At 25.4% G+C, this 20,464-nt stretch carries 21 protein-coding genes and 2 pseudogenes; 9 read left to right on the top strand and 14 right to left on the bottom strand.

Annotated features, from left to right (window positions below; translation table 11 throughout):
* Nucleotides 1-124: 124 nt before the first annotated feature.
* A complete protein-coding gene (ospC, locus tag DB318_RS05375) occupies nt 125-760 on the bottom strand; it encodes an outer surface protein OspC (protein ID WP_151074423.1) in 636 nt (211 codons plus the stop codon).
* 243 nt (nt 761-1,003) lie between these two features.
* On the opposite strand from ospC, the gene guaA reads away from it, so the two are divergent.
* The 3 genes from guaA to DB318_RS06150 all read left to right on the top strand — a co-directional run bounded on the left by guaA (nt 1,004) and on the right by DB318_RS06150 (nt 4,008).
* Nucleotides 1,004-2,539: a glutamine-hydrolyzing GMP synthase gene (gene guaA / locus DB318_RS05355; protein ID WP_151074422.1), complete on the top strand. Its 1,536-nt coding sequence runs from the start codon at nt 1,004-1,006 to the stop codon at nt 2,537-2,539.
* A gap of 24 nt (nt 2,540-2,563) precedes the next feature.
* Nucleotides 2,564-3,778 carry an inosine-5'-monophosphate dehydrogenase gene (guaB, locus tag DB318_RS05350; RefSeq protein ID WP_151074421.1) on the top strand — a complete coding sequence of 405 codons (1,215 nt, stop codon included), beginning with the start codon at nt 2,564-2,566 and terminating at the stop codon, nt 3,776-3,778.
* A 101-nt stretch (nt 3,779-3,879) separates the two neighbouring features.
* A complete protein-coding gene (locus tag DB318_RS06150; protein ID WP_268827153.1) occupies nt 3,880-4,008 on the top strand; it encodes a hypothetical protein in 129 nt (42 codons plus the stop codon).
* Between the two features lie 102 nt (nt 4,009-4,110).
* On the opposite strand, the gene DB318_RS05290 is transcribed toward DB318_RS06150, so the two are convergent.
* From DB318_RS05290 to DB318_RS06140, 3 genes are all read right to left on the bottom strand, one after another.
* Nucleotides 4,111-5,703, bottom strand: coding sequence for a peptide ABC transporter substrate-binding protein (locus DB318_RS05290; RefSeq protein WP_151074420.1), 1,593 nt, complete (start codon nt 5,701-5,703; stop codon nt 4,111-4,113).
* A 231-nt stretch (nt 5,704-5,934) separates the two neighbouring features.
* On the bottom strand, nt 5,935-6,054 hold the full coding sequence (locus DB318_RS06145; protein WP_268827154.1) for a transposase: 120 nt from the start codon (nt 6,052-6,054) through the stop codon (nt 5,935-5,937).
* Nucleotides 6,051-6,161, bottom strand: a complete 111-nt coding sequence (locus DB318_RS06140; RefSeq protein WP_272872978.1) for a transposase — start codon at nt 6,159-6,161, stop codon at nt 6,051-6,053. Before DB318_RS06140 ends, DB318_RS06145 begins: the two co-directional genes overlap by 4 nt.
* A gap of 212 nt (nt 6,162-6,373) precedes the next feature.
* Here DB318_RS06140 and DB318_RS06205 point away from each other — a divergent pair.
* Together DB318_RS06205 and DB318_RS05075 are read left to right on the top strand one after the other, a co-directional pair.
* Nucleotides 6,374-7,398, top strand: a pseudogene (locus DB318_RS06205) (RNA-guided endonuclease TnpB family protein).
* A 948-nt stretch (nt 7,399-8,346) separates the two neighbouring features.
* Nucleotides 8,347-8,844: an oligopeptide permease-like protein gene (locus tag DB318_RS05075; RefSeq protein WP_151074419.1), complete on the top strand. Its 498-nt coding sequence runs from the start codon at nt 8,347-8,349 to the stop codon at nt 8,842-8,844.
* 270 nt (nt 8,845-9,114) lie between these two features.
* On the opposite strand, the gene DB318_RS05070 is transcribed toward DB318_RS05075, so the two are convergent.
* The 5 genes from DB318_RS05070 to DB318_RS05050 all read right to left on the bottom strand — a co-directional run bounded on the left by DB318_RS05070 (nt 9,115) and on the right by DB318_RS05050 (nt 13,079).
* Nucleotides 9,115-9,663 (bottom strand): chromosome replication/partitioning protein, encoded by a 549-nt coding sequence (locus DB318_RS05070; protein WP_151074418.1) that lies wholly within the window; start codon nt 9,661-9,663, stop codon nt 9,115-9,117.
* A gap of 67 nt (nt 9,664-9,730) precedes the next feature.
* On the bottom strand, nt 9,731-10,492 hold the full coding sequence (locus tag DB318_RS05065; protein ID WP_151074417.1) for a ParA family protein: 762 nt from the start codon (nt 10,490-10,492) through the stop codon (nt 9,731-9,733).
* Entirely contained in the window at nt 10,468-10,986 is a 519-nt protein-coding gene (locus DB318_RS05060; protein WP_151074416.1) for a DUF226 domain-containing protein, read from the bottom strand. Before DB318_RS05060 ends, DB318_RS05065 begins: the two co-directional genes overlap by 25 nt.
* Nucleotides 10,976-11,920: a plasmid maintenance protein gene (locus DB318_RS05055; protein ID WP_151074415.1), complete on the bottom strand. Its 945-nt coding sequence runs from the start codon at nt 11,918-11,920 to the stop codon at nt 10,976-10,978. The genes DB318_RS05060 and DB318_RS05055 overlap by 11 nt, the downstream gene beginning before the upstream one ends.
* Nucleotides 11,921-12,050: 130 nt before the next feature.
* Nucleotides 12,051-13,079: a hypothetical protein gene (locus DB318_RS05050; RefSeq protein ID WP_151074414.1), complete on the bottom strand. Its 1,029-nt coding sequence runs from the start codon at nt 13,077-13,079 to the stop codon at nt 12,051-12,053.
* Nucleotides 13,080-13,222: 143 nt separating this feature from the next.
* On the opposite strand from DB318_RS05050, the gene DB318_RS05045 reads away from it, so the two are divergent.
* On the top strand, nt 13,223-13,852 hold the full coding sequence (locus DB318_RS05045; protein ID WP_151074413.1) for a hypothetical protein: 630 nt from the start codon (nt 13,223-13,225) through the stop codon (nt 13,850-13,852).
* An 18-nt stretch (nt 13,853-13,870) separates the two neighbouring features.
* Here DB318_RS05045 and DB318_RS05040 read toward each other — a convergent pair whose 3' ends face one another.
* From DB318_RS05040 to DB318_RS05030, 3 genes are read right to left on the bottom strand one after another with little or no spacing between them, the layout of a single operon-like run.
* Nucleotides 13,871-14,968 carry an alpha3-beta1 integrin-binding protein gene (locus DB318_RS05040; RefSeq protein ID WP_151073913.1) on the bottom strand — a complete coding sequence of 366 codons (1,098 nt, stop codon included), beginning with the start codon at nt 14,966-14,968 and terminating at the stop codon, nt 13,871-13,873.
* 11 nt (nt 14,969-14,979) lie between these two features.
* Nucleotides 14,980-15,297, bottom strand: coding sequence for a PTS sugar transporter subunit IIB (locus DB318_RS05035; protein ID WP_151060812.1), 318 nt, complete (start codon nt 15,295-15,297; stop codon nt 14,980-14,982).
* A gap of 8 nt (nt 15,298-15,305) precedes the next feature.
* Nucleotides 15,306-15,653 (bottom strand): PTS sugar transporter subunit IIA, encoded by a 348-nt coding sequence (locus DB318_RS05030; RefSeq protein WP_151060811.1) that lies wholly within the window; start codon nt 15,651-15,653, stop codon nt 15,306-15,308.
* 219 nt (nt 15,654-15,872) lie between these two features.
* Here DB318_RS05030 and celB point away from each other — a divergent pair, with 219 nt between their 5' ends.
* The 3 genes from celB to DB318_RS05015 all read left to right on the top strand — a co-directional run bounded on the left by celB (nt 15,873) and on the right by DB318_RS05015 (nt 19,370).
* Nucleotides 15,873-17,198 carry a PTS cellobiose transporter subunit IIC gene (gene celB / locus DB318_RS05025; RefSeq protein WP_151060810.1) on the top strand — a complete coding sequence of 442 codons (1,326 nt, stop codon included), beginning with the start codon at nt 15,873-15,875 and terminating at the stop codon, nt 17,196-17,198.
* A gap of 287 nt (nt 17,199-17,485) precedes the next feature.
* A complete protein-coding gene (resT, locus tag DB318_RS05020) occupies nt 17,486-18,835 on the top strand; it encodes a telomere resolvase ResT (protein ID WP_151074412.1) in 1,350 nt (449 codons plus the stop codon).
* Nucleotides 18,836-18,920: 85 nt separating this feature from the next.
* Nucleotides 18,921-19,370 carry a hypothetical protein gene (locus DB318_RS05015; RefSeq protein WP_151073915.1) on the top strand — a complete coding sequence of 150 codons (450 nt, stop codon included), beginning with the start codon at nt 18,921-18,923 and terminating at the stop codon, nt 19,368-19,370.
* On the opposite strand, the gene DB318_RS05010 is transcribed toward DB318_RS05015, so the two are convergent.
* Both DB318_RS05010 and DB318_RS05005 read right to left on the bottom strand, forming a co-directional pair.
* On the bottom strand, nt 19,354-19,635 hold the full coding sequence (locus DB318_RS05010) for an acylphosphatase (RefSeq protein WP_151060807.1): 282 nt from the start codon (nt 19,633-19,635) through the stop codon (nt 19,354-19,356). The two genes, DB318_RS05015 and DB318_RS05010, sit on opposite strands and share 17 nt — an antisense overlap.
* Before the next feature lie 90 nt (nt 19,636-19,725).
* Nucleotides 19,726-20,463, bottom strand: a pseudogene (locus DB318_RS05005) (PTS transporter subunit EIIC); the annotation flags it as partial.
* Nucleotide 20,464: the final 1 nt, after the last annotated feature.

The raw sequence follows: 20,464 nt of genomic DNA, 5'->3' as shown, positions 1-20,464 counted from the left end.
TTTTAAAAAATTTTTTCAAAAAATTACAAAATAAAAAGCCAAGAAATTTTCTTGGCTCTATATTGACTTTATTTTTTCCAGTTACTTTTTTAAAAACAAGTTAATCTTATAATATTAATCTTAATTAAGGCTTTTTTGGACTTTCTGCCACAACAGGACTTGTAAGCTCTACAACTGAATTAGTTAATGCTTCTTGAGCCGCTTTTGACAAGCTTTCTACTGATTCAAATAACTTTATAAGCTCAGTAGCACCCTTGTCCTTAGTAGAATCTGTTTTTAAAATGGCTTTTTTTGCATCAGCATCAGCAGCATCGTACTTACCAAGTTCTGTATGATTGTCTTTTAGTTTTTGAGTAAATACTTCAGAACATTTTTTAGCCTTTTCTACTTCTGCTTTTAATTCTCCTGAATCTTTGATCAAGTCCTCTAATTTTTTTGTTATTAAAGTTGATATTGCATAAGCTCCTGCTAACAATGATCCGTTTTTATTCGCATCAACAGCTAAACCACTATTTTGATCTATTTTTTTACCAATAGCTTTATTAGCAAGTTCATCTATAGATGAAATCAAAGTCTCAACTTCTTTCACGGCCAGTACAAATGTACTAGAATCTGTAATTTTTTTGCTTACTTCTATAAGGTTAGGCCCCTTAACAGATTCATCAACAGAATTAGTAGATGCAGAATCCCCCCCTGAATTATTACAAGATATAAATAAAAATAAAGTCATTAATATCGCACTTAATGTATTCTTTTTCATTAATTTGTGCCTCCTTTTTATGAATTATTAGTCCAACAATTTTTCTTTTCAATTTTTATATAAAAAAATAATTTTTCAAATTGTAATATTTTGAATAATTTTTCAATAAGCAAATTTGAAAAATTATTCAAAATATTGCGCTCAATTTAAGAAGATTTGATTATAATATTGACAGAAACAAAGCTTAATATGCTAAAATTAAATTAAATACGCTTTATTTATTAGCATTTAAGGACTTTTATAATGAATGTTCATACAATACTTGTATTAGATTTTGGATCCCAATATAGTCAACTAATTGCAAGAAGAATTAGAGAGATTGGTGTTTATACAAAACTAATACCTTGCTTTACCCCTGTAGAAGAAATTAAAAATATGAACATAGCGGGAATCATATTAAGTGGAGGGCCTGCCTCTGTTTACTTAAAAGATGCTCCTACCTTGGATACAGAAATTTTTAATTTAAAAATACCTATTTTAGGCATATGTTATGGAATGCAATTAATTGTTAAATTATTTGGGGGCCTAGTATCCAAAGACCGTAAACAAGAATATGGAAGCTCTGAGCTCTTTTTAAAAAATGAAAAATCTCTTTTATTTTCAGAACTCCCAAACAAATTTCAAATTATTATGAGTCATGGAGATAGTATTGAAAAACTCCCCAACAATTTCAAACAGTTGGCTTTTACAAAAAGTTGTATTGCTTCTATATCAAATGAAACTCAAAAAATTTATGGTCTACAATTCCACCCAGAAGTAACTCATTCTGAATTTGGTGATCAAATACTTAAAAATTTTGTTTTTAAAATTTGCCAAGCACAAACTAATTGGTTATTAGAAAACAATATAGAAACCATTGTGGAAAAAATAAAGCTTAAAGTAGGCAGTAAAAAGGTTATTTTGGGGCTTTCTGGTGGTACGGATTCTTTAGTTTGTGCATTACTTATAAAAAAAGCAATAAAAGAAAATTTAATCTGCGTTTTTGTAAACACTGGCTTGTTGCGCAAAAATGAAGATAAAAAAATACTAGATTTAAAGCATCAATACGATTTAAATCTAAAATATATTGATGCTTCTGAAAAATTCTTAAATCATTTGAAAAATATAAGTGACCCTGAAGAAAAAAGAAAAATAATAGGAAAAGAATTTGTAAATGTTTTTGAAAAAATTACTATAGAAGATCAAAATATAGAATATTTGGCTCAAGGAACAATTTATTCTGATGTAATTGAATCTAAATCAAAAAATAACGCTTCTTCAAAAATTAAATCTCATCACAACGTAGGGGGCCTTCCAGATAAGATGCGTTTAAAACTTTTAGAACCTTTGAATGAATTATTTAAAGATGAAATAATTCAAATCGGAATAAGTTTGGGGGTTAAAAAAGAAGCTCTTTACAGACACCCATTTCCAGGCCCAGGGCTAGCCATAAGAATAATTGGAGAAGTAACACAAGAAAAGATAAATATCTTGCAAGAGGCAGACAATATTCTTACAGAAGAGCTTTTTGCGAATGATTTATATTATGAAATAAGACAAGCATTTGTTGTGTTGCTGCCTGTCAAATCTGTAGGCGTAATGGGAGATCAAAGAACATATGAATATACAGCTGTCATTAGATGTGTAAATACTCAAGACTTCATGACTGCAGAATGGACTGAACTTCCTTATAATTTTTTAAAAAAAGTTTCTTCAAGAATAATTAATGAAGTTAGGGGTATAAATAGAGTTTGTTATGATATATCTTCTAAACCTCCAGCAACCATAGAATGGGAATAATAACAAAATAAAAAGGAACCTTTTATGGCAAACAAGATAATAAAAGAAGCTTTAACCTTTGATGATGTATCTTTAATTCCAAGAAAATCCTCTGTACTACCTAGCGAGGTTAGCTTAAAAACACAATTGACAAAAAACATATCCTTAAATATTCCTTTTTTAAGTTCGGCCATGGACACTGTTACAGAAAGCCAAATGGCAATAGCTATTGCCAAAGAAGGAGGAATAGGAATTATACATAAAAATATGTCAATAGAAGCTCAAAAAAAAGAAATAGAAAAGGTAAAAACATACAAAATCCAAAAAGCCATTAACACTAATAAGAATACGAATGAACAAACAACTAAAATACTTGTAGCAAAACAAAATCTAGAAGAACTCAAGATATATAAAAATGCAAAACATAAAGAAGATTTCCCTAATGCTTGCAAAGATTTAAATAGTGGGCTAAGAGTAGGCGCTGCTGTTTCCATTGATATTGATACAATAGAACGAGTTGAAGAGCTTGTAAAAGCACATGTGGATCTACTTGTCATAGACTCTGCTCATGGGCATTCTACAAGAATAATAGAACTTGTCAAAACAATTAAAAAAAAATACCCGAGCTTAGACCTTATTGCTGGCAACATAGTAACTAAAGAAGCTGCATTAGATTTAATAAATGCAGGAGCAGACTGTTTGAAAGTAGGAATAGGTCCAGGTAGTATATGCACAACAAGAATAGTTGCAGGGGTTGGTGTTCCCCAAATAACAGCAATCTGCGATGTTTATGAAGCTTGCAAAAACACAAATATTTGCATTATAGCAGATGGTGGAATCAGGTTTTCAGGAGATGTGGTTAAAGCCATCGCAGCAGGGGCTGATAGCGTAATGATAGGCAATCTCTTTGCAGGGGTAAAAGAATCTCCTTCAGAAGAAATAATTTACAATGGAAAAAAATTTAAAGCTTACGTCGGAATGGGGTCTATTTCTGCTATGGAAAGAGGCTCTAAATCAAGATATTTTCAACTCGAGAACAATGAACCTAAAAAATTGGTCCCCGAAGGAATTGAGGGCATGGTACCGTATTCTGGAAAATTAAAAGATATTTTGACCCAACTAAAAGGTGGATTAATGTCTGGAATGGGTTATTTAGGAGCAATCACAATATCTGATTTAAAAATCAATTCTAAGTTTGTAAAAATAAGCCATTCTTCATTAAAAGAATCCCATCCTCACGATGTCTTTAAAATCCCATAAAGATACAAAAATATTTATCAAATAAAATAACTATCCTCTTTAAAATATTAAAAGATTGCATTATTTTTTGAAGAAACAACAATTTTGGTAGGAGAGGAATAATGAAAAACATAATAATGACATCTATTTTTGCAATACTTTTTCTAGCATTAATGCACTCAGCATTTATTCTATTGAAAAATAATAATTCTAAAATAATTAAATTAATAAGAAATGAACTCTTCTTTTAAAGATTCATTTCTTATTTTTGTTTATAGCCACCTAAAAAACTCTAACTATAAAATAGTTAAAATTAAAGATTTATTTTCAAAAAAAATAAAATACGATATAAATTATTTAATTGGCTTTATTTCAGATAAATCAAATCTTTCTGAAATATTTGGTTCCCAACCTTTCCACTTATCATTTCTAAAAAGATAACTAGAAGAAGTTATATTAATAAATATGGCTGGAAAATCTCTTTCAATTATTATTGTCTCTGCTTTCTTTAGAATTTTTTGTCTTTCAAAAATATTTCTTTCATGATCTGATTTTATTAAAAGTTTATCATATTCAGAATTTGAATATCCATAAGATGAAAAAGCTGTGTTTTCGGTTTTAAAGATACTTAAAAATGTCATAGGATCAGCATAATCTCCTGACCATCCTGCTCTTATTATTTCATAATTACCATTTACCCTACTATTTATATATGTTGACCATTCTTCATTCTCAAGCTGGACATTAATATTTAAATTTTTCTTCCACTGATTTTGAATAAATTCAGCAATTTTTCTCTGACTATCATTTACATTATACTTTACCTTCAATAAAGGAAAATTTTTACCATTAGGATATCCTGCATCTACCAAAAGCTTTTTTGCCATTTTAGCATCAAATAAGCTTAAATTGCTTTTGTAAGAATAATCAATATAATCTGGAGTTGCTCTTCTTGTAGGAATAGAACTATCATTAAGAACGCTTCCTGTTAAAGTTTTTCTATCAATAGCAAGAGATAGAGCCTTTCTAACTTTAACATTGTCAAGAGGTTTTACTTTGGTATTCAAAGAATAAAAATAGGTTGAATTAGTACCTATTGAATAATAATCATCTCTAAGCTTAAGATCTTTAAGTAAATCTGGTGGAACATTGTTAAAAATTGCATCTAGCTCATCATTTAAATACATATTATAAGCCGTAATGCTATTATCTGTGACAAAAAATATAATATTGTCAAGAACAACATCTTTAGATTTGTAATATTTATTGTTCTTTTCAAGAACAACCTTTTCATTTATAACTCTAGATTTTAATTTAAAAGGACCGCTAACAACCATATTTTCAGGATCAGTCCATCTTTCTCCATATTTTTCAATAACGTGCACTGGTACAGGAATAAATGTTTGATGTGCTAACATATCAAGAAAATATGGCTTTGGGGATTTTAGCGTTATTTCTAAAGTTTTATCATCAAGAGCTTTAATTCCAAGATCAGACTCACTAACCTTCCCGTCAAAATACTCTTCTGCATTTTTTATAGCAGACTTAATAATATTAACAGTAGATGAATCGGTTTCTTTGTCTAAAATTCTAAGATAAGATTTTCTTATACCTTCAGCAGTAATGGCAACACCATCGCTCCAAACAAGATTATCCCTTAAATAAAACGTATAAACCATTCCTTCATTAGAAATATCCCAGCTTTTAGCAAGTCCTGGCCTGTATCCTCCAGTTTTAGGATCTCCAACTAAAATCCCAAGAAACATTTGGCTTACAATCTTTGATCCAACCGAATCGTTTATCAATTGAGCATCTAAAGTGGCAGGTTCACTTCCAATATTTAGCTTAAACACTAATTTGTGCCCATCATTTTCACTAACACAAGAAATAAATAAAATTGCATTGGAAAATAACACAGCTTTTAACTTTTTTATCAACATTTTCATATCAATCATCCTTACAAGTTTTTATAAATTAAAATTTTGCTTATATTTTTATTATATATGAAATATAGTTTCACGCTGAAATTATTAAAAAAGTTCAAACTACTCTCAAAATAAAACATTTATATTAATTCTTAATTAAAGAGAATACCTATTATCTTTAAATTTTTAACTAAAAATAACAAAGAATTCTCCAACTATAATTTCTATGAAAGTTAGGCAGAGATGAATTTGCTAATAAATAGATTTTTTTTGATTTTTAATATACTTTTTGATGATATCAATAAAGGCTTCTCCAGTAGAGAGAAGGCAATAACTTCTAGACCAAAAATAAGGGTTCCAGTAATATTTTATGTAAATAGGTAGAATATTTTTTTTATGAGCCTTGAAAATACTGTTTTTAGATTATTGATGAATTTAGAGGGTTGAATATTGGGGGTAAATTCTAGTAATAAATGAATATAATCTTTATCATGCTTGAATTCATTCAGGGTTATTCCCCACAGAACATAAGTTAATTATTATCTGGTAAAGAGAAAATAAAAGCTTAGTATTTATGTATTTATGTCTATATTTAGTAATTAATGCTAGATAATAATTAATAGAATATGCACAGTGATTATTAAAAGTTGGCTTATGTGACATATACAATAAATATAAAATAATAGAATATATGGGTACTAATAAAGCTTGTAAGTATAGAATATATCCTAACACCAATCAAAAAAAATATTTTTTAAAAGTATTTGGATGTGTAAGATTTTTATATAACAAAATGTTAAATGTTAAGCTATAAAAAAGATTATTATGATAAATAAATAAAGTCTTATTACCTATCCAAGTAAACATAAAGAAGAATTTCCCTTTTTAAAGGAAGTTGATAGTTTGGCTCTTTGTAATGCCCAATTTTACTTAAGCTCTGTGTATAATAATTTTTTAGAAAAATTAAAAAGGGAAATAGAATACAAGGATTTACCAAATATAAAAGTAAGAAAAATAGACAAGCTTTTAGAACTAATAATCAAAAAAACTCAATAAGAATAGAAAATGATTATACAAAGCTATTTAAAATAGAATTTGTAAAATTATGTCTACATAGGCGCATTAAAGATAATTGCCTTATTAAAAATGTAGTAGTAGAAAAAAATACCGATGATAAATATTATATCTCAGTAACAGTTGATCGCTTCGATACTAAAAAATGAAAATAAACTTAAGAAATATCAAAGAAAACTATCGAAAAAGCAAAAAGGTTTTATTAATAGGTTTAAATCTAGATTAAGAGTTGCTAAGCTACATAAGAAAATCTCAAATAAAAGAAAAGACTTTTTACATAAATTGTCTTATTACTTTATAGCTAATTATAAAAACATGATAATAGAGAACTCATCACTTAAAGGCATGCAAAAAGGAATATTTGGAAAAAGTATTAATGATTTAGGATTGTATAAGCTTGTAAGATAATTACCATATAAATCAGAATGGTCTAAATTTTATTTGCATAGAGTAGATAGACACTTTCCACTAAGCAGACTATGTAGTTGTGGTTGTCACATTAAAAATACAACTCTAAAATTAAGTGATACTAGATGGACTTGTAGCAGTTTTAACACTTTGCATGATAGATATGTAAATGCAGTTTTAAATTTTAAGGCTTTTTATTTTAAAAAAATAAAAACTAAAGCAGGAACTGCCTAAAGTAAAACTTGTGGACCATGTTCTAGCGGATGCCTTTTCTTTTAGAACCCAAAAAGCTATCATTGGATAAAACAAGAAGCTATTTCTGTAATCTTTGATTTAGAAATAGCAGTTCGCTTTTTATCAAGATATATCCAATTATTTTAATGTTAAATTTTTCTAAACCAAAATTCGTATTTTACATTGATATCTCCTTTTAAAAAAAGGGATACAATAATCCATAAAAACTAATCTTTAATTGTTTTCTTGCTAATGATTGTATATATAATAATTTTGAAATTTTTACTATTTATTTATATATCTAATTCAATATTATTTTTTTATTTTAAAAAAATAATATTGAATTTTAAAAAATTTGAATTAAATTGTAACTTGTAAATTAAATTTCATATTTAACACTTCCTTTGTGACAATAAAAATTCTTTATAAAGAATTTTTAGCTTTTAAAGCACCTTTAAAGGTGCTTTAAAAGCTAAAGTTTTTCCTTTTATTTATTGAAATACTAAATAAAAGTTTTAAATAAAAAATCTTAAAATAAGATCTCTAAGATTGTTAACAAATAATTTAAATTATTTGTTAACAATTGAACTTTATACTACCTTTATCAAAGCTTTATTCTTAATTAAATTATCTAATACAATAATAACTATTATTAGGTTAAATTTATCTAAACTAATACAAATTAATTTTTAATCTTTTAGAGAACTTTGTTTAATTAACAGATAATCAAATTATTTTGATACCAATATTTTAAAAAATGAATCATGTTACACATAATTAACTGTACAATAAATAGTTGAAAAATAAAGAAAAATTTGAAAAATTTATAAACAAAAAAGATATTCATAAAAATGAAAATTAATTTATTAAAAATTGTTTACAATGATATGACAAAAAATATATTATTATGTTCATTAATTTATAATTTTTTTACCAAAGGAGAGGAATATGGAATTATTCCAAGATCAATTAAAATTTTTAAAATTGTTAGTATTTTTTTTATTAATATCTTGCACTTCCTTAAATGTTGAACATGATCAATTTGCAAAAACATTTAAAATATACCAAAATTTAAACAAAAATGCAGAACTTAAAGGAATTTTTAATTATAAGACAGGAATAACTAAAATAGTTTTATATACAAGGTTTAGAAACCATAGTATAACAGAACACACTCCTTTATTATTGTCAGATGGAACTAGAATTGAAGGAAAGATAAGCCATAAAAGAGATAATAACCATTTTTTTGGCAATTGGATTAATTATTCTTCATTTGTTTTGTCCAAATTTTTATTAGAAAAGATGATAAAAGAAGAAGATGCCTCTTATAAGAACGATGAAATTAAAATTAAAATTGGATTAGAAGATCTAAGTTTAAAAAAATATAAAATTTTAGATTTCTTAGTAATGGTTGAATCAATTGAAAACAAAGATTATAAAAATTAATTTTTATAATCTTTGTTTATTTTTTATTTCCCGTTTAAAATAAACATTTTACTATAAAATAAAATTGACATAAAAGATACATAGATCCTATTCTAATAATTTTAAAATGACAAAGGCTACCATAAGGTAGCCAACTTATTATTCTAATCAAACAACAAGAGCGAGACATTGCATCTCAATCTATATAGATTATTATATAGTATTTTATTTTTTTGTAAAGTATTTTTGAAACATTTTTTATGTGTAGCACCAATTAATAAATTCAAAATGTTATTTTTTATTTTTTATTTTATCATATTTATTTTTAATATTTGTTAGTAATTTTTGATTGTCATAATATAATTCTTTTAGCAAAAAACTTAAAAAGTTTGTATTTGATTGATAAAAATCAAAACTTTTTTCATCTTCAATTTTTATCTTAAGGAACCTTCTTAAGGTACCTTTAGGATTGACAATAATCTCATTATTTTCTAAAATTTGTATAGCATAATGTATTCCTTTTTTTAAAATTAATTCATAATTAATTTTGCCACTGTCAATTCCTATCGCTAATTTTATATATCTATAGACAGTAGTTTTTGCCATATTATAATCTTTTATAAAATGATTAAAGCTTTTATATTTGTCTATGACATAATATTTGTTATCATTAATTTCTTTTAAAATTCGTGCTGTTTCAATTTTGTTATAAGATTCCTCTTTTATCAAAATTTTCAGTTTTTCTTTTAATTTTAAATATCTAGATTCTCTATTATTTTTAATTTCATTTCCGTTGAGTTCAATCCTTTTGACAATTTCTATTTTTTTGTTTAATTTCATATTTTATTTTTGCTCCATTGCATACTTTCAAATTAGTTCCATACGGAACTAACAGTTCCGTATGGAACTAATTTGAAAGTATGCTTAAAAAAGTTTCAAGTATGCTTTCATATGCTTTATAGTAATCTTCATTAGTATTAAATTCTTCTCTATAAAAAATAGCTTTACGTAAGCTATCTCTTTTAGGAACACTTCCTAAAAACTTTCCTTCATATTCAAATTCAATGAATTTTTTAAGTTCTTTGTCAATATTTTGTCTTTCAATAAATTTAGTTATTAAATAAAATATTGGCAAATCTTTTATAAAAAGATCGTGAAGTCTACTTATTATTAGATCTAAACTTTCAATTGCCCATTGATCTGTTGGTAAAGGTATAATTAAATAGTCTGTGACTATAAGGCTATTATTGAGCAAACTTCCCAATGTAGGTGCCGTATCCATTATGATAAAGTCATATCTATTTTGAATAAAGCTTAAAAAAATTTTAAGTAAATTTTCCTTTAATGAAATACTTTCTTCATTAAACTTGCTTAAGTTTATATGACTTGCTATAAAGTCAGTATTGTTATTTATTTGTATTATTGAATTTTCTATGTCTATTTCTTTTTTAAGAACTTTGTATATATTGATATCCTTTATACTAAGATTTTTTTTTCTTATACTGTTAATATAAAAGCTTGTACTACTTGCTTGTGGATCCAAGTCTATCAATAATATTTTGTTATTTTTTTTTGAAAGTATGTTTGTGAACATCAATGATGTAGTACTTTTTCCAACTCCACCTTTAATTGAAGCAATTGTAATTATTTTTGGTTTTTTTCTATCCAATGTATTATTCCCTTATTACTTTCATATTTCTTGTTGTAGAATTTATGTATTTCCTCTTCAATTTTTAAAGTCCTTTCTAAAAGAGATTTATAAAAAATTTTATTTTTATTTTTGATTTTGGTGAGTATATATAGACTTCTTAAATAACAAAAAACACTTCCTTTTTTGAATTTAAATTCCATATAAAACATTTTTTTTAATCTTATGGTCTTTTTTATTCCGTTATCTGAATAATTTATAATAAATGGTTTTAAAAGATTTATGAAACCGTAATAAATTCCTAAGAATTTATCATTTTCTTTTATTGAAAATAAATGAAAGCTTTCGTATTTTTTATTATTAAAGACATTTCTTAAACATAACCAAAATTTCCCTTTTTTGGGTTTTGCTTCAAAATTATTTATCATACTAAAGATTTTAGTATGATAAATAATTTTGTTTTCTAATTTTTCAATTTTGTTAAAAAAATTCTTTTTTATTTCTTTATTTTTCATTATATTTCTTTGATTTTGTTTTGTAATTTTTTTTATCATATTTTTGTTTTTTTATTAGATTTTTCATTAATACAATAGCATTTTTTATATTGTTTGATGAATAATTTTGGCTTCGTTCTTCAAAATTTTTTTTTCTTTTGTTTTTATTTTTAAATTCTTTTATTAATTTATTAAAATCTGTGTTTTTAAATTTTTTTGCCATAAACCATACTTTTTTTTTCTTTTTTTCTAAGGTTTTTTTAAAGAATTTTATGATTTTTATTTCTTCATATTCATGTAATTCTTCTATAAAATCTTTTAAGTTCCATAATGAATTTTTATAACTTATAATGTTTTCTGTAATTTTTTTTATTTCTTCTAAATTGATTGCTTTCAATTTTTTTTTAATTTCTTTTTCCAAGAAATCTATAGTTTTTTTTATGTTTTGTTTTTGAAAGAAGTTTCTAGAATTCTTATAATTTTTACTTATATCATCACTTAATAGATGTGAAGTTACTTGATATGAAATTTTATATTTTTGAGATGCTTCTATTATTTTATTTTTTTTTAGTTCTTTGTTTTTTGCTTTTTCATGTTTAATTTTTTTATTAATAAAATATGCTGTACTAATAATTTTTTTAGCTAATTTTTCAAGGGTTTTATTTATTGTATAGTAAGTAAAGCTACCATTATTTTTTCCAAGTGGATTGAAATGACTTTTAATTAATCCTAAATTTTCAAAGATTTTTATGTCATTTTGTATTGTTCTTTTAGTAACCTTTTTAAAACCTTTTCTTTCCAACATAGAATTTGTCATTACTACAACATTGCGTAGAGAATATTTTTTTTTTGATATGAAGTAGTTAGCACTGAGTTTTTGAATGACCCAAAATATTTTTAATCTTCGGTCTACTACTTTATTAAAAGGAATCTTATTGGTTGTTAATTGATACATTTTAAGCCCCTATCGTTTGATCTTTTATTGCATTAAGCATTGCAATTAATAATAATATACTTATTTAAAAAAGTAAAGTTTTATTTGTAAATTTAAAATCAAGTAGGCATAAATTTTAACTTATTGAATCTTACCTATTTGATTGTAAATTTTTTATGCAATGATCCACTTCTTTTAAGAATTTTAGAAGAAGTGGTTTATATATTTCAAATGTGAATTCACCTTTTTCTCCATAAGATTTTAATTTTAAAGTAATATCTTTTTCAATATTTTTTGACAGCTCGATTATTTTTTGTGGACTTAATACTATATTTAATGTTTCTTTTATTGTTTTTGAATCCTTTAAAGTTCTTACGGGAGGTTCAATTTTTAATTTTCTATCATTTTCATCATAAATAGAGTTTAGAAAGCGCAATTGATTAGAGTATAAGCTTAAATTTAAAAAGAAAATATTTAAATTTTCACAAGGGTAATAATTTGCAATAATAAATGTTTCGTAAGCATCTGAGGGTGTGTTTGATTTTTCAAATAATTTTGGAATTTTCATACTATAAATGTAATAATCTTCTGTTTCATTATATTCGGTTTTAAGCTCTGTTTTTTCAATTTCAATTTTTCTATTATCAATACGTTTTTGTAATATATTTTTAGATATTTTAGTTTCTTTATCAAAATCAGTTAAATATCTTAGAATATAATCCTTATTAAATTTCGTGCTATAAGATACATTCCAATTGTCTTGAAGGTCAATATTAATGTATTCTCCTATACTTTTATCGTAAATATAGGTTAATAGATCTCTTGAATTAGCTAGTGAAATACTAATAATGCTTTTATTGAAGCTGGATTTTACCTTAAGCTCTGCTTTATATTCTAAATAATTAATTTTTTCTTCATTTATCAAAATACTTTCAGGATTTATTTGCAATCCTTTTTTTTTGATGTAAATATTAATTTTAAAATTTTCTTTTTCTGTTAAAGGGTTGTATACCCCCAGAATAGATATTTTATTGTCATAATTTCTACTTATTATTGAGTCTTCTTGAAATTTTAGTTTTCCTAATTTATGACTTGTATCATGTAGGTTAAAATTCCCATTTGGAATGGATTTGCAACCTAAAATTAATAAAAGTAAGGAAATGTTTTTAAGGTACTTCATTTTTTTATTCCTTAAGTGATTTTATATAAATGTAATTCTAGTACAATAATTATATTATTTTTGATTTTAATTATTGAAGAATTTGTTATACTTTTTATGTAAGCTTTTCATTAATTATTAGTATATTTCTTGAGAAATCTTAGATGAAAAAAAAAATAATTTTCTTTTTGCCTTTTTCCCTTTTTTTATTTTCATGTAATATTAGTGCTTCTTCAATTTTTATTAGATCTTTAGATGAAGCAATAAAAATTGAGATCAGTTTATATAAATCGTTAGGAAATGGCAAATTTAAAACCGGTATTCATACTAAGGATTACTTTAATTCTATTAAAGATATTAGTTATTATTCTTATTTTTTTATTTTAGATAGATTTAGTAATAATATTGTAATGAAATTGGTTTTAGGTTCTAAAAAAGCAAGTTTATTAACCTATGATTTTGGTGTTTTTTTTGATCATAAATTTAAATTAGAAATTGTTAATTTAAATTCAAATGAACCTGAATTTAACGCTATTAGTAGCTTTAATAATAAAATTGCTTTAAAAAATAATATCAATAATAATATTCAAAATGTTGTCACTATTGTTTTTAATTTCAATGATATAAAAGCTATTAATAGAGAATTTGAACTTAAAAATTATATTGATGATCTTAATTCTGCTACAAATGAATTTATATATTTTCTTGATAGTTCTAAAAATTTTTATTTAAAAGAGTCTTACATTTCTGTCTATTATTATGTCCTTAAAGCAATTGAAAAATTTTTACAATAAACATTTTTATTAAAATATTTATTTATTTTCTATTATTTTGAATTTTTCCCAAGGTTCTATTTTTTCAAGCAGATATATTTCGTCATTGACTATTTTCCCAACTACGTTTATAAGGCCATTATTTTCGGTATCTTTTAGTGATATTTGAAGTTCACCCGCATAGCCTAAATATTCTGAAGAGTCTATTAAGATGTCTCCTTTTTTGATTTCGTTTGGAGAATGTACAGGAAATTTTTTATTATTGTAGTATACTCTTGGCATAGTTGATCGAATTCTATAAGAATTAATATCTCCTCTATTAAAATGTAAATTTTCAAGGATTATTTCTTTTTCTACTGAAGTTGCTTTTGGATTTAGATCTGCTTTGAGTTCTAAAACATTTCTGTTTACCTTTGATACTTTTTCTAGTTCTGTTTCACTTGGAAAACAATTAGAAATTAGAACAGTATCTATTCCTTCTTTGAAAAGATCTTTTGCTTGGATTTCTATATCTTTAGATCTGTGTGATTCTAGTGTGGGAACACCTTCTGTTTCTTTTCCCCTTGCACATTCTTTTGCACTATTAGAACTAATAAATGCAGCTGTTGGGATTGAATAATGTTTAAATATTTTTGTTGTCTCTTTAAAGAAAGTTCTTGAAAGTCCTGTATATTTATGGGGATAAAAATTATGACATCCAAGTAAATTTTTTATATTGGGCTTAAAATACATTATTGTATCAATATGTTTATTTATATTACTTATATTAAGTTGAATCTTAAGCTCAGAATCGTTAAAAGTCATTAATGATTCTTCAATGCCTGTAAATGTATTGTCTAATCTAATTGCCCAAGCACCAAGTTTTTTAAAAAAATCTAGTTTTGGACAATTCCTAAGATTTGAAAGATCAATTTCCAATTCTTTAAAAATTTTAGGACTTACATCAATAATAGGTTTCATTCCATTCTTATTTGCAATACTGAGTAATTCTTTGAACATGTCAAATTCGTTTCCGTTAATATAGAGCAAAGAGGTAAATACTTGAGTAAATCCAAAATGAGCGCTTTTCTCAAGATATTCAATAATTTTATTTTTAGAGCTTACATTAGGATATATAGATATTCCAATTTCTTTCATTTTAACCTTCTTTAAAAAGAGCTTTTGTTTTTAATTGCATTAATTGCAAGTTGTAATACTTTTTCTCCATTCATTGTTCCATAATCGATTGTGTTAATTATTTCGATTGGAATTCCTTTAGGCTTTGTGATTTCTTCAAGTCTGGTTTTATTAAATCTTGACTGTGGTGCAAGTAAAACAACATCAAAGCCGTCAACAACTTCGCCAAGTCTTGTCTCAGCAATAGCTTCAATTTTTGCATTTATATTGTTTGCTTTGGCATATTTTTCAATTCTTTGTACCAGCATACTTGTGGACATTCCAGCTCCACATACAAGTAGTATGTTCATATTTTCTCCTATTTTTTTATTTCGTTTATTATTTTATAAACATTAATTAATTCCTCAAAAATGCTTAATTCTGAAATTGCAGACATTAAATGATCTTCAGCATGAATTAAAATAAAAGGTGTTTTAACAGAGTCTGGATTAGTGGCTGATTGTTGTATTATTTTTCTATGTGTTTCATGAGCCTTTGCAATAGAGTTTTTACTCTCTTTTATAGCAAGCTCTGCTTTTTCATAGTCTTTCTTTTTAGCGTATTCTAAAGCTTCTCTTAGAAAGCTTTTAGCTTCACCAGAGTAGGCTACAACAGGCATACTTATTTTATCTATTAATTCTTCTATGCTGTATATTTTTTTATTCATATGTAAAATATTCTCCCTTTATTTATTAATCGATAATTAATAATGTTTAATAAATCTTATAATATATTATATTATAAGATTTATTTAAAATAAATAATTTTATTTTAAATAAATCTTATAAGGATTTTGTTATAATGGTATTAATTAAATTATGTTAGTGATTAATATTATTAGTTGTTAATTATAATTTTAATTAGTTTTTATTGGAGGATGGTTTTCATGAATTTTCAAAATTTTATCGAAACTAATTTAGTTCCTATTGCTAGTAAAATTGGTTCAAATAGATATTTAATTGCTTTAAGAGATGGTTTTACTTTTTCTATGCCCTTTTTGATAGTTGGTTCTTTTATTTTGCTTTTAGTTAATTTACCCTTTACAGATTCTGGAACATTCTTAAATCAACAGTGGTATGTTGATTTAATGGCTAAATATAAAGGAAATCTTGTTCAGCCATTTTATGTAAGTATGGGAATTATGTCCATATTTGTTGTTTTTGGTATTGGTTATAGCTTATCTAATCATTATAAACTGAGTGGGATTACAGGAGGATTTTTATCTCTTTATACATTTTTAATTTTAGCTGGGCAATCAGATTGGATACCTTATGGAGGGGATGCTGCTAAATGGGGAGTTCAGCCTAATGCATGGTTTCCTGTAATTGATGCAAGATATTTTGGTGCCCAAGGAGTATTTACAGCTATTATTTCTGCTATTTTTTCTGTTGAAGTTTATAAATTTTTAGTTCAAAGAAATATGGCAATTAAACTTCCAGAGTCTGTTCCGCCTGCTGTTTTAAAATCTTTTGAAGCTTTAGTTCCCGTTATTGTACTTTCAATTGTAGCGCAAAGTGTTAATATTGCTATTCAAAGTTTATCAGGAAGCCTTTTCCCCGAAATAATTATGAGCATGTTTAGACCTATTTTACAAATTAGCGATACTTTAGTTGGGACTTTAATGATTTGTTTTATTGTTCATATATTATGGTTTTGCGGTCTTCATGGTACCAATGTTATTGTTGCCTTGCTTAATCCCATAATTCTTTCAAATCTTGATTCTAATATTAGGGCTCTTTCTGACAATCTTCCACTTCCTCATATTTTAGCGGGGGGTTTTCTTGATTCGTTTGTATATATTGGTGGTGCTGGTGCAACTTTAGGGCTTGCTATTGCTATGATGCTTAGTAAATCTCAACATCTAAAGGCCATAGGGAAGCTTTCATTTGCTCCTGGTCTTTTTAATATCAATGAGCCCATTATGTTTGGAGCACCAATAGTTTTAAACCCTATACTAGGGATTCCCTTTTTACTTATTCCTATGTTTAATATAATTGTCGCATATACTCTTACTAATTTTGGAATTATTGAAAGAGTCAGAACCCTGACTCCATGGACAACTCCCGCTCCTATTGCGGCTTTTTTATCTACAGGGCTTGATATTAAAGCTTTTGTTCTTGTTTTATTAACATTGATTATTTCGGTATTTATGTATTTACCCTTTATAAAAGCATATGATAAGGTTCTTCTTTTACAAGAAAAAGAAGAGTAAATTTTTTTGAATTGCTATTATAAAAATTGTGATAAAAATATCAGAGAGCTATTTATAAAATAGCTCTTTTTTAGGTAATAAAAGAATTTATTTAAAATTTAAATTTTATTGATTTATGTTTTAAATCAATAAAAAGATTGACTAGCATGAATAGAGCATCTTTTTGGTGATTTTTATGTATTCTGGTGCAATATTGTATTGATTAACTCAATAAATAGGAGTTTTTTAGAAAATCAAAAACTTTTCTACTTAGCTAAAAATTTTAAACTTGGTATAATTAAATTAATATGCCTCCAAAAGTGAAGATAAAAAATGATCTTGAAATATTTAGAAAAGAATTAGAAATTCTATATAAGAAATATCTCAATAATGAGCTTTCGTATTTAAAATTGAAAGAAAAAATAAAAATTCTTGCAGAGAATCACAAAGCAATTCTTTTTAGAAAAGATAAATTTACAAATCGTTCAATAATATTAAATCTTTCGAAAACTCGTAAAATAATTAAAGAATATATTAATCTTTCGGTAATTGAAAAGATTAAAAAAAATAATACTTTTTTATTTTTTTGGAAATCCAAAAAAATAAAGGAATTAAGAAATATAGGAATTAAAGACCAGGAAAAAATAAAAGAGTTAATATATTTAAATCAAATTGATAATGAGAAGCCCTATTTCCAATATTTTATAGATTTATTTGTGACTCCGAAATGGTTAAATGATTATGCTCATAAATATAAAATTGAAAAAATTAATAGTTATAGAAAAGAACAGATATTTGTTAAAATTAATTTAAATACCTATATTGAAATAATTAAGCTTTTATTAAATCAAAACCGAGATATTAGATTAAAATTTTATGGAGTTTTAATGGCAATAGGTCGTCGTCCTGTTGAAGTAATGAAGCTTTCTCAATTTTATATCGCAGATAAAAATCATATTCGTATGGAGTTTATTGCAAAAAAGCGGGAAAATAATATGATTAATGAGGTTATTTTCCCAGTTTTTGCGGATCCTGAATTAATTATTAATTCTATAAAAGAAATACGCTATATGGAGCAAACCGAGAATCTTACTAAAGAGTTAATCTCTTCAAATCTTACATACAGTTATAATAGATTGTTTCGTCAAATTTTTAATAATATTTTTGCTCCTGAAGAATCTGTCTATTTTTGCAGAGCTATTTATTGTAAATTTTCTTATCTTGCATTTGCTCCTAAGAACATGGAAATGAATTATTGGATAACGAAAGTTTTAGGTCATGAACCAAACGACATAACAACAGCCTTTCATTATAATCGGTATGTTTTGGATAATTTAGATGATGAGGCAGACAACAATTTATTAAAATTACTTAATCAAAGAATTTATACATATGTTAGACGTAAGGCTACCTATTCTACTCTTACAATGGATCGTTTAGAAAGTTTAATAAAAGAACATCATATACTTGATGATAATTATATTAAAACGTTGATTGTAATTAAAAATTTAATGTTGAAGGATAATTTAGAAACTTTAGCAATGGTTAGGGGTTTGAATGTTAAAATTCGCAAAGCTTTTAAAGCTACATACGGATACAATTATAACTACATAAAACTTACAGAATACTTATCAATAATTTTTAATTATAAACTATAGTTTTTGCTTTTTTAATTTCAAAGATTGTTAATATATATAGAAAATATTAGGAAATATTTTATTAATAATATATTATATAATTAATATGAAAATAGGGCTTCGTTATTTCTTTAAAAAAATTTTAAAATCTAATAATAATAGAACGATTTATATCTCTTATCTTTATGATAAGTTAGTTTCAGTTAAGCCAGAAGGAGATTGGCTTAAAATTTATTTTAAAGATTCTAAAAGAGGCAAAAAATATTTTATTCTTTTTAATAGAAATGGTTCAAATGGTAGTTTTATTTCATGTAGATTTTTAAAAACAGGTTGTAATTGTGGTCTTGATATTAAATTTTCTGATGGAAATTTGAATATCTTCTGTAGAGATAGGAAGTCTTTAGAATTTTTGAAATTTAAAGTTGAACATTTTTTTAGAGCTGTTGTGTCTTGCTCTAAGAATAGTAATTCTAATGTTGTTGACAATATTAGACTAAGGACTAAAAAAGTTAAGGTACTTGTCAAGCGAGAAGCAAATTCTAATAATAAATCTTAAAATTATTAAATTGAAAAGGATAGGTTTCGTCTAAAGTTTTTTTTTCAATATTTTCAATATTTGAATACTTATTTCCATTTTTCAATAATTTTTCAAATTTTTTCATTTGTTCGTTAGTATTAAAGAAAGCTACAATTTCTACTCTCCCATCGTTTAGATTTTTTACAAAACCTTTTAGTTTCATATTATTTGCTATTTGCTCTGTGAAAAATCTAAAACCAACACCTTGTACTTTGCCAGAAATAAAATATTGCTGTTTATACATATTACCTTCTTTGTATAAGAATCTATCCAATAGAAAAATTTTAAAATTTTTCTATTGGATTAGTTGTTTTTATATTATAAATTAAAGCTTTTACATAAGCTTGTCGATTTCCATTTTTATGTTATCGGACAATCCTCCAAATACAATTTGGACACTATTTCCTTTTTTTAACATTCCACTAGCACCTAGATTTTTGAAATAGGCATCTGATTTGATGAATTCTATTTGTTTTAAATTAACTCTTAGTCTTGATGCACATGCGTCAATGTATGTAATATTATCTTTTCCTCCAAGACCTTCTAATACCTTTGTAGCAGTTTCTGATAAATTTGTTTTTTCTGAACTTATTTTATCTTTTTCCATTTCTTCATCTTCTCTTCCTATTGTTTTGAAATTGAATTTCATAATTGCAAATTTAAATACAAAGTAAAATCCAATAAAGTAGAAGATTCCTAAAATAGGAATTGCTATCCAATTTGTTTTGCTATTTCCTTGAAGTATTCCAAATAGAAACATATCTATAAATCCTCCAGAAAATGTTAGTCCAACTCCCACGTTTAAAAGGTGTGTTAAAAGATATGCCAATCCAAAAAGAGGAACATATATAAAGTAATAAAGCGCTGGTGCTGCAAAAAGGAATGCAAATTCAAGAGGTTCTGTAATTCCTGTTAACATTGATGTAAAACTAGCAGATAGTAGTAATGAAGCTACATTGTTTTTATTTTCAGGTTTTGATGTGTGATACATAGCGAGCGCAGCCCCAGGTAATCCAAAAATCATAACAACAAATTCTCCGCTAAAAAATCTTGTTCCTTTTGCAACTTCAAAG

Source organism: [Borrelia] turdi (assembly GCF_008828755.2).
Lineage (GTDB): Bacteria > Spirochaetota > Spirochaetia > Borreliales > Borreliaceae > Borreliella > Borreliella turdi.
Note: the sequence above shows the minus strand (reverse complement) of the source record. Positions and strands in the feature narration are given on the sequence as shown.